Source organism: Nonomuraea sp. NPDC049649 (assembly GCF_040675175.1).
Taxonomy (GTDB): Bacteria; Actinomycetota; Actinomycetes; order Streptosporangiales; family Streptosporangiaceae; genus Nonomuraea.
In genome coordinates this window covers 45,176-63,671 of the sequence record NZ_JBFAOH010000036.1, presented here as the reverse complement: position 1 = coordinate 63,671, position 18,496 = coordinate 45,176, and the positions used below count along the sequence as shown (strand labels likewise).

Below are 18,496 nucleotides of genomic sequence, written 5' to 3'. Positions count from 1 at the left end.
GGCGACCGGACTAGACCGTCACCCCGGCTCCCGCCGAGTCCCTTCACCAAGCACCGTAGTGGTGCCTGCGAGAAAGAGGGTGCCCTAGTGACCGCGCCGCCGGTCGAGCGGACCGGGAAGCTGCCCGGCCAGTTCCACTACCTCTGGTCGGCCAGCCTGATCGCCACGCTCGGCGACGGCGTCCTGCTGGCCGCGATCCCGCTGCTGGCCAAGGCCCTCACCACCGACCCGCAGCTCGTCGCCGGCGTCTCCGCCGCCGTCACCGCGCCCTGGCTGCTGCTGTCGCTGGTGGGCGGCGTCATGGTCGACAGGTACGACCGGCGGTGGCTGATGACGTGGGCGCAGGTGACGCAGGCGCTGCTGGTCGCCGCCGTCGCCGCCGTCGTCCTGTTCGACCTGGCCCAGCTGTGGATGCTGTACGTGCTGGCGTTCGGGCTGGGTGCGGCCGAGATCCTCTTCACCAGCGCCAGCCAGGCGTTCGTGCCGACCCTGGTGGGGCGCGACCGCCTGGAGCAGGCCAACGGCCGGATCATCACCACCCATCAGGTGTCCAAGCAGTTCGCCGGGCCGCCCCTGGGCGCGGCGCTGTTCGCCTTCGCGATGCCGCTGCCGTTCTGGCTGAACGCCGCGACCTTCGCCGTCTCGGTGGTGCTGATCTCCCGCATCCGGCCGGTGGGGCCGCCCGCCCGGACGCGGGCCCGGCGGGCGCTGCTCCCGGAGATCGGCGAGGGGCTGCGCTGGCTGATGCGGAACCGGCTGCCTCGGGTGCTGACGCTCAGCGCCGGGGCCGCGAACTTCTGCGAGTACATGGCGCTCTCCGTCATGGTGCTCTTCGCCGCCGACGTCCTGCACCTCGACGACCGCGGCTTCGGCGTGCTGCTGGCCACGATGGCGATCGGCGGGGTGATCGGCGGCGTGTTCAGCGGCCGGATCGTCGCCCGGTTCGGCGCCCGCCAGGTGGCCATCGCCGCGCAGTTCGTCTGCCCCCTGGCCTGGCTGGCCATCGGGACGGTGGGCCGCGACCCGGTCACCGTGGTCGTGCTGTTCGCCGCGTTCTCGATGGCCATCTCGCTGTGGAGCGTGGTGGCCCTGTCGGTCCGGCAGCGCCTCATCCCCGACGCGCTGCTCGGCCGCGTGACCAGCGCCAGCCGGATGTTCAGCTACGGCGCCATGCCGCTGGGCGCGCTGGCCGGCGGCTTCGTCGCCAAGCACTTCGGCCTGGTCGCCCCCTGGGTCCTCGGAGGCGCGCTCTCGCTCTGCGTCACCCTGCTGGCCCTGCCCGCCATGCTCCGGTGGGAGGAGTGAGGCGGCGATGACCGACTCCCGCACAGCGACCCCGGCCGTGACCCGCACGGCCGGCCGAGGAGGAGAGCCCATGCGCAGCGTGCTCGTCGTCGACAACTCCGGCAGGGGCCACGCCTTCGCCGACCTGTTCGTCCGGACCGACCCGGACGTCGTCGTCCACTACGCCCCCGGCTGCGAGGCGATCGAGCACGACCGCATCGTCTCCGCCCCCTGGCTCGACCTGTACGATCCGGACCCCGCCCCGATGGTCCGCCACGCGCTGGAGCTCGGCGTCGACCTGGTCCTGGTCGGCCATCCCCGGCCGCTGGCCAACGGGTACGTCGACGCCTTCCGCGCCGCCGGGCTGGCCGTGATCGGCCCCGACCGGGCCGCCGCCCGGCTGGAGTCCAGCAAGGTCTTCACCAAGGACCTGTGCGCCGAGTACGGCATCGCCACCGCCGCCTACCGGTGGTTCGACGCGCCGGAGCCCGCCGTCGAGCACGTCCGCGAGGTCGGCGCCCCCGTCGTCGTCAAGTGCGACTACTCCTGCCAGGGCAACGGCGTGTTCGTCTGCGAGACCGTGGACGAGGCGGTGGAGGCGATCGAGCGGCTGATGGTCGCCCGGGACTTCGGCCCCGGCGGCGCCCGCGTCGTGATCGAGGACAAGCTGGTCGGCAAGGAGCAGCTCTTCTTCGTCCTGGTCTCGGGCGAGCAGTACGTGATGCTGCCGATGGCCGTCGACTACCCCCGCTCCGAGGACGGCAACGAGGGCCCGATGTGCGGCGGCATGGGCGCGTTCTGCCCGCACCCGGAGGAGACGCCCGAGGTCGTCGACCGGTTCCGGCGGCAGATGCTGGAACCGCTGCTGGCGGCGGTCCGGGCCGAGGGCATGGACTACACCGGCGTGCTGTACGCCGACTGCATGCTCGTCGGCGACCGCCTCTACCTCATCGAGATCAACGCCCGGATGGGCGACCCCGAGGCCGAGGTCGTGTTCCCGCGCATCACCAGCGACTTCACCGAGGTCTGCGCGGCCGTGCTGGAACGCAGGCTGGACCGGCTGCCGCCGCTCGCCCTGACGGACGAGTACTTCGTCGACGTGGCCGCCACCCAGGGGCCCGACGGCGTCCACCCGGGCTGGCCGTACGGGAGCGTCGGCCGCGGCCACCCCGTGCGCGGCCTCGCGGACCTCGACCCCGAGCGCTGCCAGGTCTTCTACGGCGGCGCGCGGGTGATGGGCGACGGCGCGCTCGTCACCGACGGCGGCAAGGTCCTGCACCTGGTCGGCCGGGGCGACACCCTGGAACAGGCGATCGACCACGCCTACGAGGGCATCGCGAAGATCGGGTTCACCGGCATCCGCTACCGCACCGACATCGGCAAGGTCATGCCATGGGAGTGACGACGGGGACACGCTCCATCGACTGGCACGACGGGGCCGTGGTGGCCGTGGACCAGCGCGCCCTGCCCGGCGAGTACCGGCTCATGCGGCTGACGACGGTCGACGAGGTCATCGGCGCGATCAGGACACTGGCCGTCAGGGGAGCGCCCGCCATCGGCGCGGCCGGCGCGTTCGCCGTGGCGCTGGCCGCGCTGGCGACCCCGGACGAGCGCCAGGTCCGCGCGGAGGCGGAGCGGATCGCCGCCGCCCGGCCGACCGCGGTCAACCTGCGCTGGGCCGTGGACCGGGTGCTGCGCCGCCTGCCCGAGGGCGCGGACGCGGTCCTCGATGAGGCGCTGGCGCTGCTGACGGAGGACGAGGAAACCACCCGGGCCGCGGCCTCCCGCGCGGCCGGCTACGTGCTGGCCGTCTGCGAGCGCCGCCCGCTGCGCCTGCTCACCCACTGCAACACCGGCCGCCTGGCCACCGTGGCCTGGGGCACCGCGCTCGGCGCGATCAGGGAGCTGGCCGCCGCGGGCCACGTCGCCGAGGTGCTCGCCGGGGAGACCCGGCCGCTGCTGCAGGGCGCCCGGCTGACCGCCTGGGAGCTGGCCGAGGCCGGCATCCCGCACCGGCTCTGCGTGGACTCGGCCGGGCCCGCGGCCATCGCGGCGGGCCTGGTGGACTGCGTGCTCGTCGGCGCCGACCGGATAGCGGCCAACGGCGACACGGCCAACAAGATCGGCACCTACGCGCTGGCCGTCGCCGCCGCCCGGCACGGCGTCCCGTTCGTCGTGGTGGCGCCCGAGTCGACGCTCGACCCGGCCATCGCCGACGGCCGCGACATCGTCATCGAGGAACGCGCCGCCGACGAGGTCACCGGCTACGCGGACCGGGCCGTGGCCCCCGCCGGGACCCGCGTCTACAACCCGGCCTTCGACGTGACGCCGCGCGAGCTGATCACCGCCATCGTCACCGAGAACACCGTCATGACCACCTGAAGGAGGCGGCGTCCCGCTTCCCTCCGCCGAGGCAGGCGAACACCGATGGAGGCACGATGACCACTCTCACCGCGGCGGGGACCGGCGAGGCGCTCGCCACCCTGGCCAAGGCCCTGTACCTGCGGGGCTGGATGGACGGCACCGCCGGCAACATCTCCGTCCGGCTGGACCACGACCGCGCGCTGATCACCGCCAGCGGGCTCAGCAAGGGCGAGCTGAGCCCGGACGACATGGTGGAGGTGGAGACCGCGTCCGGCGGCCCGGTCACGCCCGGCGGGCGCCGGCCGTCCGCCGAGACCTCCATCCACGCCGCGCTCTACCGGGTCTTCCCCGGCGCCGGCGCGGTCGTGCACGCGCACTGCCCCTACGCGACCGCGGTCTCGGCGGTCGCGGCCCGGTCCGGCACGGACGTCGTCCACTTCTCCGGCTTCGAGATCATCAAGGGGTTCGGCCTGGCCGACCCCGCCCAGGCCGACGTGCCGGTCTTCCGCAACTGGCCGGACGTGCCGCGGATCGCCGACGAGGTGGCCGCGCACTACGCGGACGCGCCGCCCGGCACCCCGCCGGTGTTCCTCATCGAGCACCACGGCGCGACCGCCTGGGGGCCGACGCTGGAGGCCGCCCGCAACCACCTGGAGTGCCTGGAAGCCCTCTGCCGCCTCCAGCTGCTGACCCCGCCCCATTCCTGAGGAGTCGCCATGACAGTCCTGCAGATCATGTCCGCCGCGGACGCGCAGGTCCTCCTGCGGACCACGGACGCCGACGCCATCGCGCGGGAGCTGGCCCCGCACGGCGTCCACTTCGAACGCTGGGAGACCCGCGAGGCGGCGCCCGGCGACGACGTGCTCGCCGCGTACGCCGGCGAGGTGGCCCGCATCAGCGAGACCGGCGGCTTCCGGCTGGTCGACGTGGTCCGGATGCGGCCCGACGACACCGACCCGGCCTGGCCGGAGCTGGCCCGCGCCGCCCGCGAGAAGTTCCTCAGCGAGCACCGGCACGACGAGGACGAGGTGCGCTTCTTCGTCGACGGCCGGGGCTGCTTCTACCTGCACCTGGACGACCGGGTCTACGCGGTGGTGTGCGAGCGCGGAGACCTGCTGTCGGTGCCCGCCGGCACCCGCCACTGGTTCGACATGGGGACCCGGCCCGAGTTCTGCGCCATCCGCTTCTTCCAGGAGGAGGACGGCTGGGTGGGCGACTTCACCGGCGACCCGATCGCCTCGACGATCCCGTACCTGGACGAGCTCCTGGCGCCCGCCCCATGACCGGCCCGGCGATCCGCGCGGTGCTGCTGGACGTCGAGGGGACGACCAGCGCGATCAGTCACGTCCGCGACGTCCTGTTCCCGTACGCGCGCGAACGGATCGACGGCTGGCTGCGCTCCGGGCGGCCCGGAGTCGCGGAGCTGGCGGCCGCGGTGGCCGCCGCGAGCGGGCGGCCCGCCGCCGAGGCCGGCGACGTGCTGCGCGACTGGACCGACCGGGACGTCAAGGCGGCGCCGCTCAAGGAGCTGCAGGGGATGATCTGGCAGGCCGGGTTCGCCGCCGGGGAGCTGACCGCGCACGTCTACGACGACGTGCCGCCCGCGCTGCGCGCCTGGACCGGTGCCGGGCTGGCGGTGCACGTCTACTCCTCGGGCTCGGTGGCGGCCCAGCGCGCCTGGTTCGGCCACACCCAGGCGGGGGACCTGGCGCCGTTCCTGTCCCGCCACTTCGACATCCCCGCGGCCGGGCCCAAACGGGACACGGCCTCGTACCTGCGGATCGCCCGCGCGCTGGCCCTGCGCCCGGCCGAGCTGGTCTTCCTGTCCGACGCCCGCGAGGAGCTGGACGCGGCCCGCGCCGCCGGTCTGCGCACGGTCGGCGTGAGCAGGCCGGAGGACGGCTCGCCGGACACCGGGGACCACCGCGCCGTCACCAGGTTCGACCGGCTCGACCTGTTGCCCGGGGAGGTGTCCCATGCCGTCTGACCTGCTGGCCGGCCGCCTGCGCGGGTTCGGCTCCACGATCTTCGCCGAGATGACGCGGCTGGCCGAGCGGACCGGCGCGATCAACCTGGGGCAGGGGTTCCCCACGGAGGACGGGCCCGCGTTCCTGCTCGCCGCCGCCCGGGAGGCGATCCTGTCCGGCGCCAACCAGTACCCGCCCTGCCCCGGCCTGCCCGAGCTGCGCGCCGCCGTCGCCGGTCAGCGCCTGGTCGACCAGGGCACCCCGTACGATCCCGGCAGCGAGGTCGTGATCACCACCGGGGCCACGGAAGCGCTGGCCGCCGCACTCATCGCGCTCTGCGAGCCGGGTGACGAGGTCGTCGTGTTCGAGCCGTACTACGACTCGTACGCGGCCTGCGTCGCGATGGCGGGCGGGCGGCGGGTGCCGGTGCTGCTGCGGCCCGACGGCGGCCGGTTCGGGTTCGACCCGGACGAGCTGCGCGCGGCGATCTCGCCCCGCACCCGGCTGCTGCTCCTCAACAGCCCGCACAACCCCACCGGCAAGGTGTTCACCCGCGAGGAGCTGCACCTGCTCGCGGCGCTCTGCCGCGAGCACGACCTGATCGCCGTCACCGACGAGGTGTACGAGCACCTCACCTACGACGGCGCCCGGCACGAGACGCTGGCCGCGCTGCCCGGCATGCGCGAACGGACCCTGGTGATCTCGTCGGCGGGCAAGAGCTTCAACGTCACCGGCTGGAAGGTCGGCTGGGCGTGCGGCCCCGAACCGCTGGTCACCGCGGTGCGCACGGCCAAGCAGTTCCTCACCTTCGCCGGCGGCACCCCGTTCCAGGCGGCCGTCGCGGCGGTGCTGCCTGACCGGCACGCGTGGCTGGCCGAGCTGCGGTCGGGCCTGGCCCGCCGCCGTGACCTGCTGGTGGACCGGCTGGCGGCGGCCGGGGTGACGACGTACGCGTGCGAGGGGACGTACTTCCTCCAGCTGGACTCCCGGTCGCTCGGCTACCCGGACGGGGAGCGCCTCTGCGCCGACCTGGCCGAGCAGGCGGGGGTGGTGGCCATCCCGAGCGTCGCGTTCTACGACCGCGAGCACGCCGGGCGCTCGCTGGTCCGGCTGGCGTTCTGCAAGCGAGAAGAACTCCTGGAGGACGCCGCGGGCCGCCTGGCCGGCTTCGCCGCGGCCACCCTGGCGACGAGGAAAGGCTGACATGGACGACATCGCGGAGATCGGGGTCATCGGCGGCAGCGGCTTCTACTCGCTGGCCGAGAACGCCCGGGAGGTCGCGCTCACCACCCCGTACGGCGAGCCGTCGGACCCGCTCACGGTGGCGGAGATCGCCGGCCGGCGCGTCGCGTTCCTGCCCCGGCACGGGCGCGACCACCGGTATCCGCCGCACCGCATCAACTACCGGGCCAACCTGTGGGCGCTGCGCTCGATCGGCGTCCGCCAGATCCTGGCGCCCTGCGCGGTCGGCTCGTTCCGCCAGGAGCTGGGGCCGGGCGTCGTCGTGGTGCCCGACCAGCTCGTGGACCGGACCAGCGGGCGCGTCCAGACGTACTACGACGTCTCGGCCGTGCACGTGCCGTTCGCCGACCCGTACTGCCCGGCCGGGCGCGAGACGGTGCTGGAGGCGGCGGCGGCGACCGGGCAGGACTGCGTCGACGGCGGCACGATGGTGGTGATCGAGGGGCCGCGCTTCTCCAGCCGGGCCGAGTCGCAGTGGTACGCGGCGCAGGGCTGGTCGCTGGTCAACATGACCGGGCACCCGGAGGCGGTGCTGGCCCGCGAGCTGGCCATGTGCTACGTCCCCGTCGCGCTGGTGACCGACCTGGACGCGGGGCTCGGGGTGGGCTCGGGGGTGCGGCAGGACGAGGTCTTCCAGATCTTCCACCGGAACCTCGCCCGCCTGCGGGCCCTGGTGCTCGCGACCGTCGGGCGCCTGCCCCGGCACCGCGACTGCCTGTGCACCCGGGCCCTCGACGGCATCGACCTGCCGCTGGACGTGCCGGGGCTCGATCAGGCGGCGGCGATGCCGTCGATCGCCACCAGCCATTCCTCGTCGTAGATTCCGGTGACGATGATGGTCTGCGCGGGAGCGTGGTCGCCGAGCATTTCATGGCGAATGCGCGCGTTGGTCTCGCGGTCATTTCTGTCGGCCAGGAAAATGTTTATCTTGACCAGGTTTCCGACCGTCATTCCGGCCGATTCGAGAACGGCTTCGAGATTGCGCCAGGCGAGCCTGCACTGGCTCTCGAAACCCTCCGGGACCTGCTCTTTCTCGTCCAGTGGCACCTGCGCGTTGATGAACAGGAGCCGGGACGCTCCGGTGGCCGATACGGCCATGCTGTAACTGCGGGGCTGCGTGTCTAACATGGTCAGCTGCATAAGCCCCATAATACGCGCAAAACAGCCTCCGGCCAGATATATGAATTTCTCCGATAAAAGGAAACGAGGTGGCTCGTGGCACTCACGCACTGGGCATTCATCTACACCGCCCCCGCAGGCCCCGGGGAGCGCACGCACGTGGTGGACACCGGCACCCGCCGGACCTCCCTGGTGGCCGTCGAAAAACCCGAAGAGGCCGTCGAAGTGGCGCGGCGGCTGGTCGAGGACGGCGTCCAGCTCATCGAGCTGTGCGGCGCCTTCGGCCCTGTCTGGGCCGCCAAGGTCATCGAGGCGACAGGGGGCACCGTGCCGGTGGGCGCGGTCGCCTACGGCGCCGAGTCGATCGACCCGCTCACCGCGCTGTTCGCGTAACCGGCGCCCGGCGGCCCGCCGCGGGCCGCCGGGCAGGTCTGCACGAGGTGGACGAGCGAGCCGTCCCGGTGCCGGAACCGCGTCGGCTCACCCCCCGGGGGCCGCGCAGCACCGAGTCGCCGGCGAAGGTCGCGTCCGGGGCCGCCGGGACCTCCTCCAGTTCCAGGCGCCCGCTCTGGCCGTAGCAGGCCACCGGGTTACGCCACAGCACCTGGTCGACGTCGTCGGCCGAGAACCCGGCGGCGAGCATCGCCTCACCGGTCCGGCGGGTCTTCAGCGGGTCGCTGTCCCCCCAGTCGGCGGCCGAGTTCACCAGCACGCGGACCAGACCGTACTCCTGAAGGATCCGCACCATGCGCGTCTCGTCCATCTTCGTGTCGGGATAGATGGAGAAACCCGCCCAGCAGCCCGCCTCCAGCACCATGCGCACGGTCAGCTCGTTCAGATGGTCCACGATCACCCGCTCCGGCGCGATGCCCGACTCGCGCACCACGTGCAGGCTCCGCCGGGTGCCCGCCGCCTTGTCCCGGTGCGGCGTGTGCACCAGCACCGGCAGGTCGAACTCGATGGCCAGCTCCAGCTGCCGGGCGAACGCGTCGTCCTCCTCCTTGGTCATGAAGTCGTAGCCGACCTCGCCCACCGCCACCACCGTGTCCTTGGCCAGATAGCGCGGCAGCAGATCGACCACCCCGGCGCAGCGCGGATCGTTGGCCTCCTTGGGGTTGAGCGCCACCGCGCAGTGGTGCCGCACCCCGAACCGCGCCGCCCGGAACGGCTCCCAGCCGACCAGCGAGTCGAAGTAGTCCACGAACGACCCGAGACCGCTGCGCGGCTGGCCGAGCCAGAACGCCGGCTCCACCACCGCCCGCACCCCGGCCTCGTACATCTCCTGGTAGTCGCGCGTGGTGCGCGAGCTCATGTGGATATGCGGGTCGAAGATGCGCATCGCGTCTCCTGGTCGAGCCGGTCGAGGACGAGCCGTACATCCGCCGGTACGGAACGCCCGGCGGCGCGGCGTTCGGCGGCGAAGTCGGCGAGCATCCGGCCCAGCCGATCGTCCGCCTTGGCGTGCAGGTCGGCCACGTTCGCGAGCGGCACCCCGCAGTAGACGCACTTCAGCACCCCCCGCCGCCAGGACTCCAGGTCGAGCCGGTCGGCCGCGTAGGGCCCCATCGCGGCGGCCACCAGCCGGGTGTCGTTGCTGCGCAGCGCGTCGAGCACCAGCGGCACCCCGTGCTCGCCGACGTCGAGCACCGGCAGCGCCCGCAGCACCGCCCGCTTCTCCGCCGGGTCGCCCCCGTAGTACATCCGGGTCGTCTCCCCGACGACGTCCAGCCAGGTGAGCGCGAGCAGCAGCATCGTGCGGGCGGCGTCGTCGACGGTCCAGCCCGCCAGCTCGGGGCCGGCCGCGTCGAGCGGACCGCGCCCGCACCGCCGCCCCGCCGCGGGAAAGGCCGCCGCCAGCACCGCCGGCTCGTCTGCGACCTCGCGGCACGTCTCGTCCAGCCAGTGCGCCCCCTCGGCGCTGAGCCGCCCGGCCAGCGCCCCGCGAATGGTGTCGGCGTCCATGTTCAGCTCCGCTCGTGGTCTCGTACGGTGCGGTCTTCGTCAGGTGGGGCACTCACGCGACCAGCTCCGCTCGTGGTCTCGTACGGTGCGGTCTTCGTCAGGTGAGCTGCTCACGCGACCAGCTCCGCCCGTGATGTCGTTTGGTTCACGCGAACAGCTCCTCCCGGGCGGGCGCCGCGGCGCGTAAGAAATCCAGGGAGCGCCGCGCCAGTTCGGGGGCGGCGTGACTGTGCCGGGGCAGCTCCACGGAGACCAGGCCGCCGTAGCCGACCTCCGCCAGCGCGGCCAGCACCGGCGGGAAGTCGATCTCCCCGTCGCCGAGCGGGAGATGTTCGTGCACGCCGCGCCGCATGTCGTCGATCTGCACGTGCACCAGCCACGGGGCGGCCCGACGCACGCAGTCGGGCACCGGCTCCGGCTCCACGCAGCGGCAGTGCCCGAGGTCGAGCGTCAGCCCGAACCCGGCGGGCCCGCCGAGCCGCGCCCGCAGCCGCTCGTACCCGCCGAGGGTGTCCACCAGCATCCCGGGCTCAGGCTCGAACCCCAGCGGCACCCCGCGCCGCGCGGCGTACTCGGTCACCTCCGCACAGCCCGCCACCAGCCGATCCCATGCCACAGCCTCCGGCAGCCCGGCCGGCACCGTCCCGCTCCAGAACGACACCGCCTCCGCCCCCAGATCGGCGGCCACATCCACGGCGGTGCGCAGGAACGAGACCCGCAGATCCCGGCGTTCGGTCAGCAGAGTCGGCTCATGCTTGCGGAACGGATCCAGCAGATACCGGGCGCCGGTCTCCACCACCACCGCCAGCCCCAAGCTGCCCAGCCGATCTGCGAGACGCGCGGTACGGCGGGCCAGCCCGGGCGCGAACGGATCGAGATGCGCGTGATCGAGCGTCAACGCCAGCCCGTCGTACCCCAGCCCCGCCAGGACGGTGACCGCGTCCTCCAGCCGGTGCCCGTCGAACCCGTTCGTCCCGTACCCGAACCTCACGTCGCCCCCACCTTCCTCGACAGCCACCTGACCACCGGCAACGCGGCACACCCCACCGCCGCCGATCGCCGCGGCTTGGAGAGGGGCGCGGTGGAGACCAGGGTGGGCAGCTCCGGCGAGGTCATGTGCCCCACCGGGTAGCCCAGGTGCGCAGCAGGTCGTACTGGGCGGCCAGGCGGTGCTCGTCGGTGCCCACCGGGTCCTTGAAGTAGAACCCGAGCGCCCCCAGCGCCCCGAGCTCACCGGCCTCGTGCGCCCGCGTGGCGAACCGGGCCAGGTCGAGGACGAGGGGCGCGGCCAGCCCGCCGCGCACGGCCGCCGCCCCCAGCGTCGCGGTGGTGGCGACGGAGCCGCGCCCGCCCACCAGCCACACGCCCGTCTTGCCGGTCATCGCCCGTTCCCTCCGAACCGCCAGAGGCGTCCGGTGCCCGCGGTGGCCTGGACGCCCTCGTCGGACATCTCGAAGTGCCCGAAGTCGAGCACGTACAGGTCGCCGTCCACGAAGGCGACGTCGATCGGCCGGTGCAGCGGCACGCCCAGGTCGAGGCGGCGCGCGGTCCAGTCGTACGGGTCGACTTCCAGCAGGTGACGGCCGACCGGCGGCCCGCCGGCGGGCAGGCACATGGGCGCCTCGTCGCCGAACAGCGCGACCACGAGCGTCCCGGACGGGGCGACGGCGAACTTGGTGGCCGCCACGTGCGGCTCGAAGGCGAGCAGGGGACGCTCGGGAGGCGGCAGTTCGTCGTGGCGGGCCAGCACGAATGTCGGCTGCGGCCCGCGCTCCGGCCGGAACCGCGGCGAGGTCACCGGCTCGCCGCCCACGAAGTCCGGCCATCCGTACCAGCGGCCCGGTCGTACCTCGAACAGCAGGTCGGGCGCGTTGCCGATGGGCCTGCTGCCCCGGTCGTCGGCGCCCTGGTCCAGCGCCAGCAGCCGGCCGTCGGGCAGGAAGCCCAGGCCGAAGGCGTTGCGCAGCCCCCAGGCGACGACTTCCAGGCCGCCGCCGTCGAGGTCGCACCGCATCACCGCGGCGGTGCAGGGCACGGCGGCGGAGATTCTCTGCCCCGCCTCGGTGGGCGTGCCGAAGGGCACGAACGCGCCGGTCCGCGCCCGCGCGCCGGGCACGTCGGACAGCGGGTCGGGGGTGACGGCGTCGGCGCCGGCGAGGACGATGTCCAGGCCGGGCACGTCGTGGGCGTGCGGCAGCCGGCGCAGCCAGCCCAGCTCGTAGGCGTCCAGCCCGATCACGCCGAGGTTCGACATGGCGCCCTGGCCGAAGTACAGCTTGCGGTCGGGGCCGACGACCGGGGTGTTGGTGTGGTAGTTGCCGGGGCCGGGGAGCCCGTCGACGAGGGTGGTGCGGGTGCCGTCCGGTTCGATGGCGAGGATCCGCCCGCGGCCTCCCTCGGAGACGTACAGCCGCCCGTCGTGCCAGCTCAGGCCGGTGACGGGGGCGGCCAGGTCCGCGGCGAGCAGGGTGCGCGTGCCGCCGTCGAGCCGCCAGACGCGCCCGCCGGGCGGCGACCCGGCGAAGGGCAGGCCCGACTCGGCCACGTACAGCCGCCCCGCGTCGTCGGCGGCGACGCCGGTCGGGAAGCGCAGCCCGTCGCAGAGCAGGGCGGGGGCGGGCAGTTCGGTCGTGGCGGTCATCACGGCCTCCCGAGGCGGTAGGCCACGATCTCCGCCCGCTGCCCGGGCGCCTGCGGCCAGGAGCCGACCGCGATCAGGTACTGCCCGTGGACGGCGATCGGCGAGTTGGTGGGGGAGGGAAGCTGAGCCTGCCAGACGAGCCGGCCGGTGCGGGTGTTCACCGCGTGCACGGTCCCGTCGAAGGTCGTGGTGAACACCAGGTCGTTGACCACGGTCGCGCCGCCGTACGGCGACTGGTCGAGCGGGTGCGTCCAGGCGACCTCTCCGGTGACCAGGTCGATGGCGGTCAGCTCGCCGCCCGCCTCGTCGGGCGAGACGACGGGCGGCGGCTCCTGCGTCTGCCAGGTCGCCCCGACGTTGTTGGCGGCCGCGTACGCCTGGGTGGCGTCGGCCGCGATCGGCGAGATCACGCCGCCGAGCACGCCCGGATAGGTGGTGTACGGGAACGCGGGCAGCTTGTCGTACTCCCCGCGCAGCGCGAGCAGGTTGTCGTCGTCGTGGCCGTTGTGTTTGCCGACCGGCCGCTTCCACAGCAGCCTGCCGGTGGCCCGGTCGAACTGGTAGACGATGCCCATCTTGCCGGAGCCGAGCACGACCTCGCGGTGCCCGGCGCGGGTCAGGACAGGAGAGTTCTGGAAGTCCCAGTCGTAGATGTCGTGCGGCAGCACCTGGTTGTGCCAGATGACCCGGCCGGTGCGGCGGTCGAGCTTGACCAGCGAGTTCGAGTAGAGGTTCGCGCCCGGGCGGCTCGACCCCCAGGGGAACTCGGTGGTGCCGATGAAGGGGCCGGGGTTGGCCACCGAGACGTAGAGGTCGCCTCGGCGGTCGAAGCTGGGCGGGTACCACAGGCCGCCGCCGGCGTTGAGGTCCGGCCTGCCCCACAGGTCCTTAGGTACGGTGTCGAAGGTCCATTTGGCCTCGCCGGTGCGCGCGTCGAGCGCCCACAGCACGCCCTGGCCCTCGCCGGCGAGGAAGTGGCCGGCGTTGCCCGGCACGGTCGAGACGTAGACGGTGCCGCGGTCCACGCCGGGCGCCATGTCGATGCCTTCGAAGTCGTTCTGGACGAGTTTCTTGCGCCACAGCTCGCGGCCGGTCGCGGCGTCCAGCGCGAAGGCGTGCGAGCCGGTCGCGCCGAACACCTTGCCGTAGGCGACGGCGACGCCGTTCGGGCCGACGCTGCGGTGGTCGTAGGTCTTGGTCCAGCGGACGGCGCCGGTGCGCAGGTCGATCGCGTACACGTTGGAGTCGAGGTCCTGGGTGTAGACGACGCCTCCGGACACCACGGGGGTGGCGGCGTGGCCGCCGGGCCACAGGTCGGTGCGTGCCTTGATGGGGACCCGCCAGGCGACGCCGAGGCGGGAGACGGTGCGGGAGTTGATCGGGCCGTTCACCCAGCGGGTGGCGGCCTTGTCGCCGTTCGGCTCGCTCCAGCCGGGCGCGGCGGACGGCGCGGGGCCGGGGGTGACCGCCGGGGCGGCGGCGGGCCGGCCGGAGAGCAGGACGAGGAACGCGGCGGCCGCGGCGAGCGCGGGCCGGTGGTACGGGCGTCGCATCGGGACCCCTCAGCGCCTGGCGCGGGAGGGCAGGTGGAGCCGGCGGCCGGAGGTGTGGTAGAGCCACCACTGCACCAGCATCAGGTTGCCGACCCAGCCGAGCCAGCGGGCCGCCTCGATCAGGTAGAGGATGTCGACCTGGTTGATCAGGCCGACGTTGACGATGATGACGCCCCACACGTTGTTCATGACGAGCGCGAAGCTGTAGAGCATGAACCGCCGGTGCAGGGCGTAGCGCCCGCGCCGCACCAGCACGTACCCGGCGGCCGTGGTGGCGATCCAGAGCACCGTGGCCGAGACCACGCCGATCTGGCCGACGGGCGGCGCGAACCGCACGAGGACGAGCCCGATCACGCCGCTCACCAGCGCCGACACCACGTAGATCCGGCCGCTCCACCGGTGCACGGCGGGGCGGCGGATCCGCATGGCGGGCCAGACCTGCAGGACCACGGTCACCATCGCGGCGGTCCCGAAGATCATGTGCGCCCAGAGCAGGGGGTAGTACATCGGGAAGCCGTCGTGCGGCGGGATCGGGGCCAGCGACTCGTCGAGCCCGGCACGGGCGAAGGGCGTGAGCTGGAAGACGAGGAACCCGGCGACCACGAGGGCCAGGGGGATGATCCAGGGCCGGCGCCACCAGCTCGGCCCCTGCCGAGTCTCAATACGCGCGGCTACGGGCGCTTTGGTAGGGATTTCGGTTTGAGACATGGTCGGTCCTTCGCGGTGCCGAGTCGATCGGGGAGCCCGTCAGCCGCCGAGCGGCGAGTTCTGGTAGGCGGTCAGGAGCCAGGTGCCGTCCTGCTTGACGGCCACCCAGGTGGCGCGGACGGCCCGCTCCGGTGCGGGCTCGGTCTCGCCGGGCGCCAGCACGCCGCCCTGGGTGACCAGGATGGCGACGTCCGGGGTGACGAACCGGGCGGAGACGGGCTCGCCGGTGACGCGGGTCCCCTGGTAGGGACCGGAGTAGGCGGCGGTCATGAAAGCGCGGATCTGCTCGCGGCCGCTCACGAACACGCCGGGCAGCACCATGGTGCCGTCCTCGGCGAAGACTTCCGCGAAGGCGTCGGCGTCGTTGCCCGCCCAGGCGGCGACGATGCGCTGGGGCACCTCGCGGACGGCGGCGACGTCGTCGACAGTGGAGACAGGGGACATGAGCTCGTACCTCACTTACCGGGGACAGGGGGTCGGCCAGGGCTCGAGCGCCATCGCACCCCACACTGATCCGCGCCGCCGCGCCGCGCATCTCGCGGAATGCTCTCTGCGAACCCGGAAGAAAAGCATTCTGGGAGTAGGCAGAGACGGGCTGTGGGGGAAGACTCTTTTCACAAACTGCGCCGTCAGGTCGCTTGGGCGGCCAGAACCGTCACCAGCCCACACAGAGAGACATTCAGATGAACACGACGTCGTCGGACGGCACCACCATCGCCTTCGATCGGTTGGGCAGCGGACCCGCGGTCGTTCTCGTCCAGGGCGCTTTCACGGATCGCACCCATCCCACCTGGGCGGGCCTGGCCGAGATCCTGAAGTCGAAGTACACGGTGTACAACTACGACCGGCGCGGCCGCGGCGAGAGCGGCGACACCCCGCCGTACTCGGTGGACCGCGAGGTCGAGGACCTCGAGGCGATCATCAAGGAGGCCGGCGGCTCGGCCGCCGTGGTCGGCGGCTCCTCGGGCGCCGGCCTGGCCCTGCGGGCGGCGGCCCGCGGCCTGTCCATCACGAAGCTGGTCCTGTGGGAGCCGCCCTACCACGTGGGCGACGCCCGCCCCCCGCTCCCCGACGACTTCGAGCAGCAGCTCTCCGGCCTGGTGGCCGAGGACCGCAGGGGTGACGCGGCCGTGCTGTTCATGACGGCCGCCGCCGACATCCCCGACGAGATGGCCGCCGAGATGCGCGGCGCGCCGTACTGGCCCGAGGTGGAGCGCGTGGCCCACACGCTCTCGTACGAGATCGCGGTCATGGGGCCGGGCAACAAGATGCCCGCGGAGCTGAAGGACATCACGGTGCCCACGCTCGTGCTGACCGGGGGCGACAGCGCGCCGTGGATGGGCGTGGCCGCCAAGGCCGTCAGCGAGACCGTGCCCGGCGGGAAGCTGGGCGTGCTGGCGGGCCAGACCCACGAGGTGGACCACGCGGTGCTCGCGCCGGCGGTGGACGAGTTCCTCGCCTCCTGAGCGACCCGCACGTAACAGGCCCCGGGCGATCAGCCCGGGGCCTGTTACGTGTCAGGGGGCGCTCAGCTCGACCGGGACGCCGTTGAACACGGCGTTGCCGGACAGCTCGTCCACCACCGCGTCGTCGGTCAGCGTGTTGGCGTTGACGCCGGGATGACGGGCGGCGACCCGCTGCGGGGTGCCCGCGTGGCCCCAGCCGTGCGGCAGGCTGACGACGCCCGGCATGATGGCGTCGGTCCGCTCCAGCGGCACGACCAGCTCGCCCGCGGCCGACCGGACGATCGCCTCGTCGCCGAGCCCGAGCCGGGCCGCGTCGTCGGGGTGGATGTGCAGCGTGCAGCGGTTGCTCCCGCCGGCCAGCGCCGGCACGTTGTGCAGCCAGCTGTTGTTGGAGCGCAGCTGCCGCCGCCCGATCAGCGTCAGCTTCCCGTCCGGCGCCGCCTGCCGGGCGCGCAGCCGGGCCAGGTCGGCGAGGATCGCGGGCGGCGCCAGCTCCACCCGCCCGGAGGGCGTGCGGATCAGCTCCTTCAGCCGCGGGCGCAGCGGGCCCAGGTCGAGCCCGTGCGGGTGGGCACGCAGCTTCTCCAGCGACAACTCGTACGGGCCGAGCTTGAGCAGGGCGTCGAGCATCAGCTCCGGCCCGCTGTCGCCGGTCAGCCCGGGCCGCAGCTCGGCCGCCCGGTCACCGAGGACCTGCCCGAGGATCGCCTCGTCGAGCGCCGCCGGATCGGCGTCCGGCCCCTGCCCGGCGGCGATCAGCGTGAGCCTGGCCAGGATCTCCGCCTCCGAGAGCTGCCCCGGATCCAGCGGGTGCACGGCCGGGGAGAACCGGGTGTAGTCGCGCACCGCCACGGTCAGCAGCAGGAAGTCGTAGTGCGGGCTCTGCAGGATGCGGGGAGGCGGCAGGATGACGTCCGCGTGCCGCGTGGTCTCGTTCAAGTACGGGTCGATACTGACCATGAAGTCCAGGCCGGGCAGCGCCCGCTCCAGGCGGGGCCCGTTCGGCGCGGACAGCGCGAGGTTGCCCGCCACCGTCACCAGCGCCCTGACCTGGCCCTCGCCCGGCGTCTCGATCTCGTCGGCGAGGATGCTGACCGGCAGCTCGCCCAGCACCTCCGGCAGCCCGCGGACCCGGCTGCGCCACTGCCCGGAGACGAACGGCTGCCCGCTGCGGAAGATCTCCAGGATCGCCGGGGTGGGGATCATGACGCCGCCGGGCCGGTCGTAGTTCCCGGTCAGGACGTTGACCACGTCGACCAGCCAGTTCGCCAGTGTGCCGAACTCGGCCGTACAGGTGCCGACCCGTGAGTAGACGGCGGCGGCGGGCGCGGCGGCCAGCTCGCGGGCCAGCCGGGCGATGTCGCCCGCCGGCACCCCGCAGGCGGGTGAGACGGTCTGCGGGGAGAACCCGGCCACGTGCTCGCGCAGCTCGTCCAGCCCGGCGACCTCCAGGCCGTCAGCGGTCAGCTCCTCGGCGAGCAGCGTGTGCACGATGCCGAGCAGCAGCAGCGCGTCGGTGCCCGGCCTGATGAACAGGTGCTCGTCGGCGACGGCGGCGGTCCGGGTCCTGCGGGGGTCCACGACGACGAGCTTGCCGCCGCGCTCGCGCAGCGCCCGGAGCCGGCCGGGGAAGTCGGGGGCGGCGCAGAGCGAGCCGTGCGACTCGACCGGGTTCGCGCCCAGGACCAGCAGGTAGGAGGTGCGGTCCAGGTCGGGCACGGCGATGGCGAAGGGGTCGCCGAACAGGTGGCCGCAGGCGACGTGCTTGGGCATCTGGTCGATGGTGCTGGCGGAGTAGACGTTGCGGGTGCCGAGGGACTGGGTGAGCGGCATCCGGTACATGAATCCGGCCATCGTGTGAAATGTCGGGTTGCCGAAGTACACGGCCACCGCGTCCCTGCCGTGCCGCTCGATCACCCCCTTGAGACCGCGGTCGACCGCCTCGAACGCCTCCTCCCACGTGGCGCTCAGCCACGAGCCGTCCTTACGGATCATCGGCGTCCGCAGCCGGTCCGGGTCCGCGTCGAGCTGCCCCAGACTGGCCCCCTTCGGGCAGACATAACCGCGCGAGAACGGGTCGTCGGGGTCGCCCCGCACCGACGAGACGCGCCGATCGCCGTCCAGCTCCAGGCGGAGCCCGCAGACGGCGTCACAGATGGGACAGGTCCGAAGTGCGGTGGGCATGCTCGC

21 protein-coding genes are annotated in these 18,496 nt (G+C 73.2%); 10 read left to right on the top strand and 11 right to left on the bottom strand.

Annotated elements, in window-relative coordinates; genetic code table 11:
* Nucleotides 1-87: 87 nt before the first annotated feature.
* From AB0J42_RS30645 to AB0J42_RS30610, 8 genes are all read left to right on the top strand, one after another.
* On the top strand, nt 88-1,305 hold the full coding sequence (locus AB0J42_RS30645; protein ID WP_364300523.1) for an MFS transporter: 1,218 nt from the start codon (nt 88-90) through the stop codon (nt 1,303-1,305).
* 70 nt (nt 1,306-1,375) lie between these two features.
* Complete coding sequence (gene purD / locus AB0J42_RS30640) at nt 1,376-2,686, top strand: phosphoribosylamine--glycine ligase (RefSeq protein WP_364300521.1); 1,311 nt, start codon at nt 1,376-1,378, stop codon at nt 2,684-2,686.
* A complete protein-coding gene (gene mtnA / locus AB0J42_RS30635) occupies nt 2,677-3,666 on the top strand; it encodes an S-methyl-5-thioribose-1-phosphate isomerase (RefSeq protein ID WP_364300519.1) in 990 nt (329 codons plus the stop codon). The genes purD and mtnA overlap by 10 nt, the downstream gene beginning before the upstream one ends.
* Before the next feature lie 56 nt (nt 3,667-3,722).
* Complete coding sequence (mtnB, locus tag AB0J42_RS30630; protein ID WP_364300517.1) at nt 3,723-4,355, top strand: methylthioribulose 1-phosphate dehydratase; 633 nt, start codon at nt 3,723-3,725, stop codon at nt 4,353-4,355.
* 9 nt (nt 4,356-4,364) lie between these two features.
* Nucleotides 4,365-4,931 carry a cupin domain-containing protein gene (locus AB0J42_RS30625; RefSeq protein WP_364300515.1) on the top strand — a complete coding sequence of 189 codons (567 nt, stop codon included), beginning with the start codon at nt 4,365-4,367 and terminating at the stop codon, nt 4,929-4,931.
* Complete coding sequence (mtnC, locus tag AB0J42_RS30620) at nt 4,928-5,635, top strand: acireductone synthase (protein WP_364300513.1); 708 nt, start codon at nt 4,928-4,930, stop codon at nt 5,633-5,635. Before AB0J42_RS30625 ends, mtnC begins: the two co-directional genes overlap by 4 nt.
* A complete protein-coding gene (locus tag AB0J42_RS30615; protein WP_364300511.1) occupies nt 5,625-6,818 on the top strand; it encodes a pyridoxal phosphate-dependent aminotransferase in 1,194 nt (397 codons plus the stop codon). Before mtnC ends, AB0J42_RS30615 begins: the two co-directional genes overlap by 11 nt.
* A 1-nt stretch (nt 6,819) precedes the next feature.
* A complete protein-coding gene (locus AB0J42_RS30610; RefSeq protein ID WP_364300509.1) occupies nt 6,820-7,677 on the top strand; it encodes an S-methyl-5'-thioadenosine phosphorylase in 858 nt (285 codons plus the stop codon).
* Here the strand turns inward: AB0J42_RS30610 and AB0J42_RS30605 are convergent.
* Entirely contained in the window at nt 7,629-7,997 is a 369-nt protein-coding gene (locus AB0J42_RS30605) for a RidA family protein (protein ID WP_364300507.1), read from the bottom strand. The genes AB0J42_RS30610 and AB0J42_RS30605 overlap by 49 nt on opposite strands.
* 75 nt (nt 7,998-8,072) lie before the next feature.
* Between AB0J42_RS30605 and AB0J42_RS30600 the strand changes: the two genes are divergently transcribed.
* Nucleotides 8,073-8,369 (top strand): DUF6506 family protein, encoded by a 297-nt coding sequence (locus AB0J42_RS30600; RefSeq protein ID WP_364300505.1) that lies wholly within the window; start codon nt 8,073-8,075, stop codon nt 8,367-8,369.
* On the opposite strand, the gene AB0J42_RS30595 is transcribed toward AB0J42_RS30600, so the two are convergent.
* The 9 genes from AB0J42_RS30595 to AB0J42_RS30555 all read right to left on the bottom strand — a co-directional run bounded on the left by AB0J42_RS30595 (nt 8,350) and on the right by AB0J42_RS30555 (nt 15,284).
* On the bottom strand, nt 8,350-9,315 hold the full coding sequence (locus tag AB0J42_RS30595; protein WP_364300503.1) for a TatD family hydrolase: 966 nt from the start codon (nt 9,313-9,315) through the stop codon (nt 8,350-8,352). The genes AB0J42_RS30600 and AB0J42_RS30595 overlap by 20 nt on opposite strands.
* Nucleotides 9,285-9,938, bottom strand: coding sequence for an EboA domain-containing protein (locus tag AB0J42_RS30590; RefSeq protein WP_364300500.1), 654 nt, complete (start codon nt 9,936-9,938; stop codon nt 9,285-9,287). The genes AB0J42_RS30595 and AB0J42_RS30590 overlap by 31 nt, the downstream gene beginning before the upstream one ends.
* Nucleotides 9,939-10,083: 145 nt before the next feature.
* Nucleotides 10,084-10,929 carry a sugar phosphate isomerase/epimerase family protein gene (locus AB0J42_RS30585; protein WP_364300498.1) on the bottom strand — a complete coding sequence of 282 codons (846 nt, stop codon included), beginning with the start codon at nt 10,927-10,929 and terminating at the stop codon, nt 10,084-10,086.
* On the bottom strand, nt 10,926-11,054 hold the full coding sequence (locus AB0J42_RS30580) for a hypothetical protein (protein WP_364300496.1): 129 nt from the start codon (nt 11,052-11,054) through the stop codon (nt 10,926-10,928). The genes AB0J42_RS30585 and AB0J42_RS30580 overlap by 4 nt, the downstream gene beginning before the upstream one ends.
* Nucleotides 11,051-11,320, bottom strand: coding sequence for a hypothetical protein (locus AB0J42_RS30575; RefSeq protein WP_364300494.1), 270 nt, complete (start codon nt 11,318-11,320; stop codon nt 11,051-11,053). The genes AB0J42_RS30580 and AB0J42_RS30575 overlap by 4 nt, the downstream gene beginning before the upstream one ends.
* Nucleotides 11,317-12,579: a hypothetical protein gene (locus tag AB0J42_RS30570; protein ID WP_364300492.1), complete on the bottom strand. Its 1,263-nt coding sequence runs from the start codon at nt 12,577-12,579 to the stop codon at nt 11,317-11,319. The genes AB0J42_RS30575 and AB0J42_RS30570 overlap by 4 nt, the downstream gene beginning before the upstream one ends.
* Nucleotides 12,579-14,132: a PQQ-binding-like beta-propeller repeat protein gene (locus tag AB0J42_RS30565; protein ID WP_364300490.1), complete on the bottom strand. Its 1,554-nt coding sequence runs from the start codon at nt 14,130-14,132 to the stop codon at nt 12,579-12,581. The genes AB0J42_RS30570 and AB0J42_RS30565 overlap by 1 nt, the downstream gene beginning before the upstream one ends.
* A 9-nt stretch (nt 14,133-14,141) precedes the next feature.
* Entirely contained in the window at nt 14,142-14,735 is a 594-nt protein-coding gene (locus AB0J42_RS30560; protein WP_364300488.1) for a DUF2306 domain-containing protein, read from the bottom strand.
* 144 nt (nt 14,736-14,879) lie between these two features.
* Nucleotides 14,880-15,284, bottom strand: coding sequence for an SgcJ/EcaC family oxidoreductase (locus tag AB0J42_RS30555; RefSeq protein ID WP_364300486.1), 405 nt, complete (start codon nt 15,282-15,284; stop codon nt 14,880-14,882).
* A 239-nt stretch (nt 15,285-15,523) separates the two neighbouring features.
* Here AB0J42_RS30555 and AB0J42_RS30550 point away from each other — a divergent pair, with 239 nt between their 5' ends.
* The gene (locus tag AB0J42_RS30550; RefSeq protein WP_364300484.1) at nt 15,524-16,306 is read left to right on the top strand and encodes an alpha/beta hydrolase; all 783 of its coding nucleotides are present in this window, start codon (nt 15,524-15,526) and stop codon (nt 16,304-16,306) included.
* A 51-nt stretch (nt 16,307-16,357) separates the two neighbouring features.
* Here the strand turns inward: AB0J42_RS30550 and AB0J42_RS30545 are convergent, their stop codons facing one another.
* Complete coding sequence (locus AB0J42_RS30545; protein WP_364300482.1) at nt 16,358-18,490, bottom strand: molybdopterin-dependent oxidoreductase; 2,133 nt, start codon at nt 18,488-18,490, stop codon at nt 16,358-16,360.
* Between the last annotated feature and the right edge of the window lie 6 nt (nt 18,491-18,496).

Excerpts from the sequence above, each read along its gene's own strand:
- AB0J42_RS30615 (WP_364300511.1), top strand. The coding sequence starts at position 5,625 with ATGCCGTCTGACCTGCTGGCCGGCCGCCTGCGCGGGTTCGGCTCCACG.
- mtnA (WP_364300519.1), top strand. The coding sequence starts at position 2,677 with ATGGGAGTGACGACGGGGACACGCTCCATCGACTGGCACGACGGGGCC.
- AB0J42_RS30590 (WP_364300500.1), bottom strand. The coding sequence starts at position 9,938 with ATGGACGCCGACACCATTCGCGGGGCGCTGGCCGGGCGGCTCAGCGCC.
- AB0J42_RS30555 (WP_364300486.1), bottom strand. The coding sequence starts at position 15,284 with ATGTCCCCTGTCTCCACTGTCGACGACGTCGCCGCCGTCCGCGAGGTG.
- AB0J42_RS30605 (WP_364300507.1), bottom strand. The coding sequence starts at position 7,997 with ATGCAGCTGACCATGTTAGACACGCAGCCCCGCAGTTACAGCATGGCC.
- AB0J42_RS30625 (WP_364300515.1), top strand. The coding sequence starts at position 4,365 with ATGACAGTCCTGCAGATCATGTCCGCCGCGGACGCGCAGGTCCTCCTG.
- AB0J42_RS30565 (WP_364300490.1), bottom strand. The coding sequence starts at position 14,132 with ATGCGACGCCCGTACCACCGGCCCGCGCTCGCCGCGGCCGCCGCGTTC.
- AB0J42_RS30595 (WP_364300503.1), bottom strand. The coding sequence starts at position 9,315 with ATGCGCATCTTCGACCCGCATATCCACATGAGCTCGCGCACCACGCGC.
- AB0J42_RS30575 (WP_364300494.1), bottom strand. The coding sequence starts at position 11,320 with ATGACCGGCAAGACGGGCGTGTGGCTGGTGGGCGGGCGCGGCTCCGTC.
- mtnB (WP_364300517.1), top strand. The coding sequence starts at position 3,723 with ATGACCACTCTCACCGCGGCGGGGACCGGCGAGGCGCTCGCCACCCTG.
- AB0J42_RS30610 (WP_364300509.1), top strand. The coding sequence starts at position 6,820 with ATGGACGACATCGCGGAGATCGGGGTCATCGGCGGCAGCGGCTTCTAC.
- AB0J42_RS30545 (WP_364300482.1), bottom strand. The coding sequence starts at position 18,490 with ATGCCCACCGCACTTCGGACCTGTCCCATCTGTGACGCCGTCTGCGGG.
- AB0J42_RS30550 (WP_364300484.1), top strand. The coding sequence starts at position 15,524 with ATGAACACGACGTCGTCGGACGGCACCACCATCGCCTTCGATCGGTTG.
- AB0J42_RS30580 (WP_364300496.1), bottom strand. The coding sequence starts at position 11,054 with ATGACCTCGCCGGAGCTGCCCACCCTGGTCTCCACCGCGCCCCTCTCC.
- purD (WP_364300521.1), top strand. The coding sequence starts at position 1,376 with ATGCGCAGCGTGCTCGTCGTCGACAACTCCGGCAGGGGCCACGCCTTC.
- mtnC (WP_364300513.1), top strand. The coding sequence starts at position 4,928 with ATGACCGGCCCGGCGATCCGCGCGGTGCTGCTGGACGTCGAGGGGACG.
- AB0J42_RS30570 (WP_364300492.1), bottom strand. The coding sequence starts at position 12,579 with ATGACCGCCACGACCGAACTGCCCGCCCCCGCCCTGCTCTGCGACGGG.